Below are 12,292 nucleotides of genomic sequence, written 5' to 3'. Positions count from 1 at the left end.
TTATATCACGACGCTAGATGAGGGTGAGGCCGATAATGAAGATGACGCCAGAGAACAGCAGGGCGGTGACGCAATAGCCCATGATGTCCCGGACCCCCAAACCGGCAATTGCTAACGCAGGTAGCGCCCAGAAAGGCTGCGCCATGTTCATCCATTGCTCGCCATAGGCGATAGCCATCACGGACTTACCTAAGTCGGCCCCCAGTGCTTGGGCGGCAGGAATCACGAATGGCCCTTGGATAACCCAGTGACCGCCACCCGAAGGCACGGCAAAGTTAATCAGCGCGGAGCTGAAGAAGGTCATGATCGGGAAAGTGTCTTTGGTGGCGACATCGATAAAGAACTCGGTAATCAGACCACCGAGACCGGAATGCTCCATCATGAGCTGGATACCGGCATAGAATGGGAATTGAACCAAAATGCCCGCTGTACTTTTAGTCGCCGCAGAAATAGCGCGCATATAAGCCATTGGGGTTTTGTGCAGTAAAATACCGGCAATCATAAACATCATATTTACGGTATTAATCGTGATGTTGAAGCCTTTTTCCCAGAAGTTCATCCCCAGATAAGCAATACCGAGTGCGCCAATAATGAACGCAATGATGCGGCTCTCTTCCATCTTCTCTGCGATGGGCGCATCAGCAGATAAGGTTTTCTGGAAGCTGGGTTCTTCTGCTAATAGCGCCGGGTCAACACTCACCACTTCATGGGGTTTTGGTACCATCATGCGGGTAACAAAAGGCATGACGAGGATTAATCCCAAAGTAATGAACAGGTTATAGCCGGTGAAAAGGGTTTCAGATACCGGAATAAGGCCGGCAATATGTTCCACTGGGTTGCCCGGTGTGGCCGCCAGCAGAGGCATGGAGCCGGAGAAGCCGCCACCCCAAGTCAGGAAGCCGATGTAAGCGCAGGCAATTAACAGCGGATAATCGGAGCCAGGAATGCGGCGAGCCACTTCGCGTGCAAACATCGCGCCGACTACCAGCCCAAATCCCCAGTTGATGACGCAGGCCACCGAACCGAGGAAAGTCACCAGCATCACCCCTTGGGCAGGAGTTTTGGCGACGGACGCGGTCAGAGTCAGAATCCGTTTAACAGGGGCTGAAGTTGCCAGCGCATGGCCGGTGACAATAATCAGCGCCATCTGCATGCCGAATGCCAGCAAATTCCAGAAGCCATCGCCCCACATATGCACCATTTCAACCGGTGTGTGGGGAGTCAGCGCCAGCGCGATACCAAAAGTCAGCATCGTGAGCAACATGGCGAAAATCAGCGGGTCAGGTAAATAGCGGCTGACAAAACCGGTTAAAAATCGAGAGATGCGGCCAATCATACAGCACCTTCCTCTACTGCAACTGGCATGGCTTTGAGGTCAGGTGATACCGAGAATTCGGCATCAGTTTTCGCAGCAATAGTTTCCAACGTGATACCCGGTGCATATTCTTTCAGGACCAACTGGCCCTGTTCGAAGCCGAAAACAGCCAACTCAGTGACCACCATGCTGACTTTATTCTTAGCCGTGAGTGGCAGTGAGCAGTGTTTGAGGATCTTGGATGAACCATCTTTGGCGCAATGCTCCATGGCAATAATGACCCGCCGCGCACCCGTGACCAGATCCATTGCACCGCCCATACCGGGAACCATTTTCCCCGGCACCATCCAGTTGGCCAGATTGGCGTGCTGATCGACCTGCAACCCCCCAAGGACACTGACATCGACATGACCACCACGGATCAGTGCAAAGGAAAATGCGCTATCAAAGGCGGCACCACCGGGCAAAATACCGCAGGGCAAGCCACCGGCATTGACCAGATTCGGGTGCGCTTCGGTGACGGGGGCTAGCCCAAGAAAACCATTTTCAGATTGCAGGGTGATATGAATATCAGTCGGTAAATAATTGACCACTTGAGTAGGTAACCCAATGCCCAAATTCACAATGTCGCCATCGTGTAGCTCAAGGGCGACGCGGCGAGCGATAAGTTCTTTAGCGTTCATTATTGGTTCTCCTGCGGGCAAACAATGTGGTCAATCAATGCGGCGGGGGTAATAACGCAATCAGGGGTAATACTGCCGATATCAACCACAGACTCTGGTTCTGCGATAACAATGTCGGCAGCCAGTGCCATGAGCGGGTTGAAGTTACGGGCGCTTAATTGGTAGGTCAGATTGCCTTGATAGTCACTGAGGTGGGCGCGAACCAGTGCCAGGTCGGCGCGCAGAGGCAGTTCCAGCAGATATTCGATATCATTCAGAGTAATCTTTTGTTTTCCCTCCTCGACCACAGTACCAACGCCAGTCGGTGTCAGGAAACCGCCAAGGCCAGCACCACCACAGCGGATACGCTCCGCCAATGTCCCTTGTGGAACCAGCTCGACTTCCATTTCTCCCGAGATCATCCGGCGGCCCGTTTCTGGGTTCGTGCCAATATGAGAAGCAATGACTTTCTTGACCCTACCGCTGGCGACCAGTGGCCCGACGCCAGTATCAACGAAAGCGGTGTCGGTACTGATTAACGTCAGATCTTTTACGTTGGAGTTCAGTAATGCGGAAATAAGACGGGGCGGTGCGCCGACGCCCATAAAGCCACCGATCATGATGGTCATGCCATCACGGAAATGCTCAGTAGCCTGCTCAATATCAATGAGTTTTCTTTTCATAGTTATCCCTTATATTTGATACCCAAAAAATAGTTTCAATTAAGGAATTGCAACGACTATGCCAATTAAAATGTTATTGTTTATTTTTGTTTAAGGATAATTAACTCGCTGATATTGATTGGGTTAATTTAAATGCGAAAAATACAGTTAATAAGATGTGATATTAATTAACAAGAATGTGTGCAATTTCTTGCACAGGGGTGCACATCTTGTTTCTCTTATTTTATAGTCAATAATTAATTAAAGATTAAATAACGCCCGGCCATCAAATAAATTTGATTTCGAGCGTTTTATTTTTAATAAGTATAAATAATAAAGTTAATGTTTATTTATATATTGTCTTGGGGGATTTGTGACTGAGAATCGATGCGGTATTCTTGTAATTTATACATTAATGCTCGCCGACTGATACTTAATGCTCGCGCGGTTTGTACTCGATTGTCCTGATTATTCGCCAGCGCAGCACAGATCAGTTCACGTTCATAAGCTTTCATATTTTCTTTTAAACTTAACCCCTGTTCGGCAAAGATACCCCGGTTAACATTGGGTTGGGCTTGTGCTTTATGCTGTATATGTTCGGGTAAATCATCAGGGAAGATGATAAATCCGGTACTCATAATGACGGCGCGCTCAATGGCATTTGAAAGTTCCCGAATATTACCCGGCCAAGGATAAGCATCTAGAATTGCTTGGGCGCTGGTATCTATTTCAATGATTTCTTTACCATTTTCAGCATTGAATTTTTGCAGGAAGTGCCTGGCTAACAACGGAATATCTTCTGGTCTTTCCCGCAGAGGCAATGGGGAAAGATGAATGACATTCAGGCGATAAAAGAGGTCTTGCCGAAATTCACCTTGTTCTACCATGGTCGGCAAATTTCGGTTGGTGGCGGCAATTAGGCGGATATCTGTTTTAATGGTTTGGCTGCCGCCTAAACGTTCGAACTCTTTCTCTTGCAGGACTCTCAGTAATTTAACCTGAAGATTGAGTGGCATTTCGCCCACTTCATCTAGCAGCAGTGTACCTTGATTTGCACGTTCAAATAGGCCCTGGCGTTGCATATGAGCGCCGGTAAAAGCCCCTTTCTCATGGCCAAATAGTTCACTTTCTAATAAAGATTCCGGTAATGCGCCGCAGTTTATTTTAATAAAAGGCCCTTTGGCTCGCGGGCTATTATAGTGAATGGCCTTAGCGATCAATTCCTTACCAGTTCCGCTCTCACCTGTTATCAAAACACTGGCATGACTCATCGCAATTTTGGCCGTATCACGACAAAGTTCCATCATTTTGGCGCTATTCGTGAGCAATCGGCCCCATTGGTAGCTATCAGATAGGGCGCGATGCAGGCGGTTTATCTCTTGTTTCATCTCCTGTAATTGCATGGCGCGGCTGATAATGATTTTAAGCTCATCCAAATCAAAGGGCTTAATCACATAGTCAAATGCCCCCAGACGTAGGGCTTCTACTGCGGTCTCAACTGCTGCATAAGCTGTCATCAGTATTACCGGTGTTTCCTGATGGGTTTGCCGCATGATTTGTAAGGCTTCAAGACCACTTATTTTCGGCATTCGGATATCCATGAGTACGATATCCGGTGTTTGCTGTTTGAATAGCTCCAATGCCTGTTGCCCATCAGCGGCGCAAAGAGGTTGATGCCCATCAAGACTAAAAGCCGTGGTTAACATGCGGCGAACGTTTTCTTCATCATCAACAATCAGAATACGATAGGATTTTTTCATAATATATTTCCTGCGCCATGCTTTACTGGCAATATAATAATAAATGTAGTTCCTTTGTTAGGTTCACTTTCTAACCTAATATCACCGTCGTGGGAAGCAATAATGCGCTGGCTGATGGATAATCCTAATCCGGTTCCCGAGGGTTTAGTGGTATAAAAAGGATCAAATATTTTTGATTTAATGTTATCTGCAATACCACAACCGTTATCTGTAATTGTTATTTTCTGATAATTATCATCCAATGTTTGAGTTGAAATGACAATTTCTCCACGGGCAGTGATCGACTGAACGGCATTGATTAGAATATTAAGTAGCACCTGCTTTAATAATTCCCCATCCGCTTCAATATCACTTAAAGTTTCATCTGGCTGAACATGGAAGTCAACTCTTGCTTCTACGCCTTTCGTTTTGACCAGAATTAAGCTTTCTTTCAGAATTTGATTTAAATTAACTTGATGATAACGCCCAATGCGGGGTCGGGAAAAATCAAGTAGCTGCTGGATGACACGATTAATCGACTGCACTTCTTTCAGGATAATATGGGTGTATTCGAGGCGTTGTGGATCTTTTTCACTGTCTTTGAGAATCTGAACAAATCCACTAATCGCGGTGAGTGGGTTGCGAACTTCATGAGCCACCCCGGCCATTAATTCCCCTAATGTTGCCAGCCGTTCGGCTTGTTCGATGCGGCGCTGCACTTCTTTTTTAGCCGTTAAATCCGTAAATATTGCCAATGCACCAATCGTATCCCCCTGCGCATTCCGCAATTGGCTGGTACTGATACTAAGTTGCATCGTGTTATTTTTTCCAGGATAATCAAGCTCTAACGCCACATGTTCAATACCACGATAGAGAGTGTCCAGCACTGGGCTGTCGAAATCTATCTTTTCAAATATTTCCGCGTAAGGTTTGCCTATCAGTTCCTTGCGGCTATATCCGGTGATGAGTTCTCCGGCGGGATTAATCATGGTAACGCAGCCATTAATATCAACGGAAATAACGCCATCAGCGGCGCTTTCAAGAATTAATTCATTGAGAGTTTTTGTTTCGCGCAGGGCGCGGGATAAAGCATTCACACTGTCGGATATTTCACCCATTTCTCCTTTCATTGCGGGGAGTTCAGTGTTGAGGTTCAGTGATAAGTTAGTCAGACTGGATTTGATAATATCGATGTCAGAGGCGAAACGGCGTGAGAACGCAATAATCAGCCCTAAGCTCAATAATAAGCCGATGCTAATGACCACGATAATTTTGATATCCATCGACATGGCTTGGCGATCAATATCATTCGACAGTTCGTTAGCCCAGATATATCCCTGAATTTGGTTATCACGTTTGATAGGGATCATGGCATTCATAATATTGCCGCGAACCTGAGAGCCACTGCTTACCTGCGGTTCTCCACGGTTCATGACTTCATGGCCAGGGTGATTCGGATTAATGCTAATTCCGACAGCATTGCCATATTGCGCCTGTGGGGCGTAGGTAATAATGGCGTCTAACTCTTTGTTATAGTAACCGGCGCCAACACCGGAAAAAGCATGAGTGATTTCATCGGTGATTGGCGCCAGATGTTGGTTCAATGCCTTAATGCGCTGCTCTCTGGGTAAGTCGCGATAAAGAGTAAAGCTGTCGGCCAGTGCATTATCCAGCAGGGCAGTAACGGCAAACAGCTTGGCTTTTTTCTCTTGTAATAGAGCATCACGCCCTTCAGTTTCAACCAGATAGCCAATAATCAGTGTTGGCAGTGAAACCATAATGATTGCCAGAACAATCATTTTACTCCGCAAGGTATGCGGGCGTAATTTATGGGGAAATAGCTTTTTGATGAATACGTTCGTACCTGACAATAATGAATACATACCGGCCAAATCCTGGCAATACCGTTTGTCGGTCAACATACGGCGGCTTGTACATTAGTTACGATTACCACCGCCGTAAGATTGAGTGATTTCTTTCGCAGCATGAATGACCAGCGCGCCAAGTTCTGTGACGCGATCGTCGGTAATGCGCGATACCGGGCCGGAGATGGAAATAGCCGCAAAGGCTTCGTGGTGTTCATCGAACAGGCAAGCTGCGATACAGCGCAGACCGAGAGCATGTTCTTCATCGTCAAAGGAATAGCCTTGCTTGCGGATAAGCGCCAGATTCTCTTTCAGACTGGCGGGGCTGGTGCGGGTATGTTGGGTGTAAGCGTGTAACCCTTTCTTATGTAATAACTGTACCAGTTGGTCGTCTGGCAGGGTGGAGAGAAAAGCTTTACCGGCACCAGAGGCATGCATGGGCAGTTTGCCGCCAATCGGCGCGGACATGCGCATCAGTGCGGTACATTGCACTTGGTCGATAATAATGGCTTGATAATCACTGTGATCAAGTACCGCCAGATTCACCGTCTCACCCGATTCATCCATCAAACGGCGTAGCATGGGGTGAACCATTGCCAGCAAATTGCGGCTTTGCAAAAAGCTGCTGCCGACAATAAAGGCGTGTGCGCCCATGGTCCAAAGACCCAAATCACCCACCTGACGGACAAAACCTTGCTGTTGCATGGTGGTTAACAGGCGATGAGTTGTAGAATTAGGTAAACCCGCCTGTTGTGCTAAATCTGTGAGTGCGACACTTCCCTGCGCTTCGGAAATATATTCCAGTAATTTTAGGCCTCGTGTCAGTGATTGAACCTGACCGGTTGGTGCTGTGGTCGTTTGTGCGGCTGCCTTGGGTTTCTTTCCCCGTTTAATCGAAATCGGTAACGCCATAAATCAGCCTCTCATCTATTATTATGGAACTCATTTTCGTTTTTCAATTATGCATGCAAACAGGAAAAAATGCTCATCCGATGAGCTGGGTTTTCTACCTGAAAAAGTCTCAACTGTGACTGGCCTCATTACACCGATAACTTGTGCTAGGATGACAGACAGGTTTGTAAGGATAAGTTTTCAGCATGTCTGATACGAATAAACAACAAAAGATGTATCAGATAATGGCAAGGCAACAGGGTAAAGAGGCGACAGTGGTGGACACAGTTACAAATAATAAGGTTAAGGAATTACATCAGCAATTAGCACAACGGATCTTGGTGCTGGATGGTGGTATGGGGACCATGATCCAGAGCTATCGACTGGAAGAGGCGGATTACCGAGGCGCGCGTTTTGCTGATTGGCCCAGTGATCTGAAGGGGAATAATGATTTATTGGTGCTCTCCAAGCCGGAAGTCATTACTGCTATTCACAATGCCTATCTTGAAGCTGGCGCTGATATTCTCGAAACCAATACCTTTAACTCCACCACCATTGCCATGGCGGATTATCAGATGGAGTCGCTGTCAGCTGAAATTAACTATGAAGCTGCCCGTCTGGCCCGCATCTGCGCCGATGAATGGACTGCCCGGACACCAGAAAAACCCCGCTATGTCGCCGGGGTGCTTGGGCCAACTAACCGAACTGCGTCTATCTCGCCAAAAGTGAATGATCCGGCGTTCCGTAATGTCAGTTTTGATCAACTGGTTGAAGCTTATCGTGAATCGACTCGCGCGCTGATTGAGGGCGGTGTTGATCTGATTATGATTGAAACCGTCTTTGATACCCTGAATGCCAAAGCGGCCACCTTTGCGGTTGAATCTGAGTTTGAGGCCATGGGTGTGCTGTTGCCGGTGATGATTTCTGGCACCATTACCGATGCTTCCGGCCGCACTCTATCAGGTCAAACGACCGAAGCTTTCTATAATTCCCTGCGCCATGTGCAGCCGCTTTCTTTTGGCCTCAATTGTGCTTTGGGGCCAGATGAATTGCGTCAATACGTCGCCGAGTTATCGCGCATTTCTGAATATTATGTCAGTGCGCACCCGAATGCGGGTTTGCCGAATGCTTTTGGTGAATATGATCTGGAGGCCAAAGAGATGGCCGAGCAGATTGGCGAGTGGGCGCGAGCGGGCTTCTTGAATATTGTCGGCGGGTGCTGCGGCACCACACCACGTCATATCGCCGCGATGGTGAAAGCTGTCGCCGGCGTTGCACCACGTCCATTGCCAGATATTCCGGTCGCTTGCCGTTTAGCCGGGCTGGAGCCACTGACAATCGATGCCAACACGCTGTTTGTTAACATCGGTGAGCGAACTAACGTGACGGGCTCGGCCCGTTTCAAGCGGCTGATAAAAGAAGAAAAATATGGCGAAGCACTGGATGTGGCTCGCCAGCAGGTTGAAAGTGGCGCGCAAATCATCGACATCAATATGGATGAGGGCATGTTGGATGCTGAAGCGGCGATGGTGCGCTTTCTCAATCTGATCGCCGGTGAACCTGATATTGCCCGAGTGCCGATTATGATCGACTCCTCGAAGTGGGATGTCATCGAAAAAGGCCTGAAATGTATCCAGGGTAAGGGCATCGTCAACTCGATTTCGATGAAAGAGGGCGTAGATGCTTTTATTCATCATGCCAAACTGGTGCGGCGCTATGGCGCGGCCATGGTGGTTATGGCCTTTGATGAACAGGGGCAAGCTGATACTCGCGCGCGCAAAATTGAGATTTGCCGCCGCGCCTATAAAATTCTGACTGAAACAGTGGGTTTCCCGCCGGAAGATATTATTTTTGACCCGAATATTTTCGCCGTCGCCACCGGGATTGAAGAACATAACAACTACGCCGTCGACTTTATTGAAGCTTGTGCCGATATCAAAGCTGAGCTGCCGCATGCCATGATTTCAGGCGGCGTCTCCAATGTTTCGTTCTCCTTCCGTGGTAATGATCCGGTGCGGGAAGCTATTCACGCGGTATTCCTTTATTACGCCATTCGTAATGGAATGGATATGGGAATCGTCAATGCCGGGCAGTTAGCTATTTATGACGACCTGTCGGATGAACTGCGTGATGCGGTTGAGGATGTCATTCTTAATCGCCGTGATGACAGTACGGAACGCCTGTTGGATCTGGCGGAAAAATACCGTGGCAGTAAAAGTGATGAGGTGGCGGTTCAGCAAGCGGAATGGCGCGGCTGGCCGGTAGCGAAGCGCCTGGAATATTCACTGGTCAAAGGGATTACCGAGTTTATCGAGCTGGATACTGAAGAAGCCCGGCTGGAGGCCGACCGGCCAATCGAGGTCATCGAAGGGCCGCTGATGGCCGGGATGAATGTGGTGGGTGACTTGTTCGGTGAAGGGAAAATGTTCCTGCCACAAGTGGTAAAATCCGCCCGAGTGATGAAACAAGCGGTAGCCTATCTCGGACCTTATATTGAAGCCAGTAAACAGAAAGGCACTACGGCGGGCAAAATCCTGCTGGCGACAGTCAAAGGTGATGTGCATGACATCGGCAAAAATATTGTGGGTGTGGTGCTGCAATGTAATAACTACGAAATTATTGATTTGGGTGTGATGGTGCCGACCGAGAAAATCTTGCGCACCGCGCGAGAAGAAAAGGTCGATATTATTGGTTTGTCTGGCCTGATTACGCCATCACTTGATGAGATGGTGAATGTGGCCAAGGAGATGGAGCGCCAGGGCTTTACCTTGCCATTGCTGATTGGCGGCGCAACCACTTCCAAAGCGCATACTGCGGTTAAAATCGAGCAAAATTACAGCGGCTCCACCACCTATGTTTCTAATGCCTCGCGTAGTGTTGGTGTGGTTTCAGCCCTGTTATCAGACACGCAACGCGATGAATTTGTGGCGAAAACTCGCAAAGAATATGAAACAGTCCGTATCCAGCATGCCCGCAAGAAGCCGCGTACGCCACCGGTCAACCTGCAAGTTGCCCGGGATAACCAAACGGTTATTGATTGGGAGAATTACACGCCGCCAGTGGCGCACAAATTAGGTGTGCAGGCGGTGGAGGCTAGCATTGAAACTCTCCGCAATTATATCGACTGGACGCCATTCTTTATGACTTGGTCGCTGGCGGGTAAGTACCCGCGCATTCTGGAAGATGAGGTGGTCGGGGAAGAGGCTAAGCGCCTGTTTGCTGATGCTAATGACATGCTGGATAAGCTGTCGGCAGAGAATTTGCTGCATCCAAAAGGGGTCGTCGGCCTGTTCCCAGCCAACAGTGTTGGAGATGATATTGAGATTTACCGCGATGAGCGGCGTGATGAAGTGCTGGTGGTCAGCCATCACTTACGGCAGCAAACGGAGAAAACCGATTTCCCGAACTATTGTCTGGCGGATTATGTTGCGCCTAAATCCAGTGGTAAAGCTGATTATTACGGCGCTTTTGCTGTTACCGGTGGGCTGGAAGAGGATGCGTTGGCCGATGCCTATGATGCTCAACATGATGATTACAATAAAATTATGATTAAGGCGTTGTCTGATCGACTGGCAGAAGCCTTTGCTGAATACCTGCACGAGCGGGTGCGTAAGGTATATTGGGGTTTTGCGCCCAATGAAAATCTGAGCAATGAAGAATTAGTGCGGGAAAATTATCAAGGGATTCGCCCGGCACCGGGGTATCCGGCATGCCCAGAGCACACAGAGAAAGGCCAAATCTGGCAGTTATTGGATGTGGAAACCCACACTGGCATGAAACTGACGGAATCCTACGCTATGTGGCCGGGGGCATCAGTATCAGGTTGGTATTTCAGTCATCCGGACAGCAAATATTTTGCTGTAGCACAGATTCAGCGTGATCAGGTTGAGGATTATGCGGCCCGCAAAGGGATGCCAGTTGCTGAAGTTGAGCGCTGGCTAGCACCTAATTTGGGCTATGATGCTGATTAATATTGCTTAAATAACAAGGAGATTGCCGTCATGGCAATCTCCTGAAGTTGCTGAAGTACACCGATAAGCGCTCACACGGCACATCTCCCCCGCTTATCAATTTTTTCACGGCCTATCATGCCCTGATAAACCGAGCATTATAGAGATTACAAATTATTCGCTGTCTTTTTTAACGGGCTTACCTGACCAATAACCGGCTAACAGTGAGCCAGATAAGTTATGCCATACAGAGAACAGCGCCCCCGGCAGTGCGGCCAGTGGTGAGAAGTAAATTTTACCCAAAGTGGCGGCCAGCCCCGAGTTTTGCATACCCACTTCAATCGCCAATGTCCGGCAGGTTGACTCATCAAAGCCAAATAATTTCCCACCCCAATAGCCACTTAACAAGCCAATACCGTTATGCAGGATAACCGCAATAATGACCACAAAACCGACTGAGGCAATGTGGCTTTGGCTACCGGCGACCACCGCGCTAATGATGGCGACAATACAAACCATCGACATAGCAGGCAGGTAAGGTTCAATACGTTTAACCGTTTTAGTAAAAGTATGATGGACAATCAAGCCCGCGGTAATGGGGATAACCACGATTTGCAGGATGCTTTTTAACATGCCGACCACATCCACGCTGATGGTGGCATCGACATATAAACGGGTCAGCAGAGGGGTTGCGAATACCCCAACCAAGGTCGAAACCGCAGAGATAGTCACGGAGAGCGCAACATCACCTTTCGCCAGATAAATCATGACATTAGATGCGGTTCCACTGGCGACACTCCCCACCAGCACCATGCCGGCAGATAAATCCGGCGGCATGCGAAACAGTATCGCCAGAATCCAGGCGGTGAGCGGCATAATCAAATAATGCAAAAAAGTTGCCGCCGCGACCGGTGCCGGGCGCGATAACACGCGTTTGAAATCATCCAGCCGCAGAGTGACCCCCATAGCAAACATAATAAGCATCAGCAGTGGGCCCACATAAGGGCCGATGCCGATAAATGTTGTTGGGCGGAAATAGGCCGCGACTGAGAGCAGTAATGCCCAGAGTGGGAACAGCCGGGTGATTTTGACTAACATGAGGCGAGTGTCCTTAATCGTCAGTGTCAGAGATAAGAAAAACCGGACGAAAGCGCCCGGTTTGTTATAAAACAATATTGTCGAGTTTACTGGTAATTCAAATAATTGGT

Annotated in this window: 8 protein-coding genes; 1 reads left to right on the top strand and 7 read right to left on the bottom strand. The window is 48.4% G+C overall.

Annotated elements, in window-relative coordinates; translation table 11 throughout:
* Positions 1–13: 13 nt before the first annotated feature.
* The 6 genes from F0T03_RS19615 to iclR form a co-directional block, all read right to left on the bottom strand.
* Entirely contained in the window at positions 14–1,336 is a 1,323-nt protein-coding gene (locus F0T03_RS19615; protein WP_145555884.1) for a TIGR00366 family protein, read from the bottom strand.
* Positions 1,333–1,998, bottom strand: a complete 666-nt coding sequence (locus F0T03_RS19610) for a 3-oxoacid CoA-transferase subunit B (protein ID WP_145555885.1) — start codon at positions 1,996–1,998, stop codon at positions 1,333–1,335. Before F0T03_RS19610 ends, F0T03_RS19615 begins: the two co-directional genes overlap by 4 nt.
* Positions 1,998–2,660, bottom strand: a complete 663-nt coding sequence (gene atoD, locus F0T03_RS19605; RefSeq protein WP_159680208.1) for an acetate CoA-transferase subunit alpha — start codon at positions 2,658–2,660, stop codon at positions 1,998–2,000. The genes F0T03_RS19610 and atoD overlap by 1 nt, the downstream gene beginning before the upstream one ends.
* Positions 2,661–2,989: 329 nt before the next feature.
* Complete coding sequence (gene atoC, locus F0T03_RS19600) at positions 2,990–4,399, bottom strand: acetoacetate metabolism transcriptional regulator AtoC (RefSeq protein ID WP_145555887.1); 1,410 nt, start codon at positions 4,397–4,399, stop codon at positions 2,990–2,992.
* A complete protein-coding gene (gene atoS / locus F0T03_RS19595) occupies positions 4,396–6,261 on the bottom strand; it encodes a two-component system sensor histidine kinase AtoS (RefSeq protein ID WP_281347274.1) in 1,866 nt (621 codons plus the stop codon). The genes atoC and atoS overlap by 4 nt, the downstream gene beginning before the upstream one ends.
* Positions 6,262–6,315: 54 nt before the next feature.
* On the bottom strand, positions 6,316–7,155 hold the full coding sequence (gene iclR, locus F0T03_RS19590) for a glyoxylate bypass operon transcriptional repressor IclR (RefSeq protein WP_145555889.1): 840 nt from the start codon (positions 7,153–7,155) through the stop codon (positions 6,316–6,318).
* Between the two features lie 254 nt (positions 7,156–7,409).
* Here iclR and metH point away from each other — a divergent pair, with 254 nt between their 5' ends.
* A complete protein-coding gene (metH, locus tag F0T03_RS19585; protein WP_145555907.1) occupies positions 7,410–11,105 on the top strand; it encodes a methionine synthase in 3,696 nt (1,231 codons plus the stop codon).
* Positions 11,106–11,258: 153 nt separating this feature from the next.
* Here the strand turns inward: metH and panS are convergent, their stop codons facing one another.
* Complete coding sequence (gene panS, locus F0T03_RS19580) at positions 11,259–12,182, bottom strand: ketopantoate/pantoate/pantothenate transporter PanS (protein ID WP_145555890.1); 924 nt, start codon at positions 12,180–12,182, stop codon at positions 11,259–11,261.
* Between the last annotated feature and the right edge of the window lie 110 nt (positions 12,183–12,292).

It is taken from the genome of Yersinia canariae (genome assembly GCF_009831415.1).
GTDB lineage: Bacteria > Pseudomonadota > Gammaproteobacteria > Enterobacterales > Enterobacteriaceae > Yersinia > Yersinia canariae.
This window is presented reverse-complemented; position numbering and strand designations above follow the sequence as displayed.

What these genes read in the sequence shown, in the direction of transcription:
- iclR (WP_145555889.1), bottom strand. Translation starts at nt 7,155, where the DNA reads ATGGCGTTACCGATTTCGATTAAACGGGGAAAGAAACCCAAGGCAGCC.
- F0T03_RS19615 (WP_145555884.1), bottom strand. Translation starts at nt 1,336, where the DNA reads ATGATTGGCCGCATCTCTCGATTTTTAACCGGTTTTGTCAGCCGCTAT.
- atoD (WP_159680208.1), bottom strand. Translation starts at nt 2,660, where the DNA reads ATGAAAAGAAAACTCATTGATATTGAGCAGGCTACTGAGCATTTCCGT.
- atoS (WP_281347274.1), bottom strand. Translation starts at nt 6,261, where the DNA reads ATGTATTCATTATTGTCAGGTACGAACGTATTCATCAAAAAGCTATTT.
- F0T03_RS19610 (WP_145555885.1), bottom strand. Translation starts at nt 1,998, where the DNA reads ATGAACGCTAAAGAACTTATCGCTCGCCGCGTCGCCCTTGAGCTACAC.
- panS (WP_145555890.1), bottom strand. Translation starts at nt 12,182, where the DNA reads ATGTTAGTCAAAATCACCCGGCTGTTCCCACTCTGGGCATTACTGCTC.
- atoC (WP_145555887.1), bottom strand. Translation starts at nt 4,399, where the DNA reads ATGAAAAAATCCTATCGTATTCTGATTGTTGATGATGAAGAAAACGTT.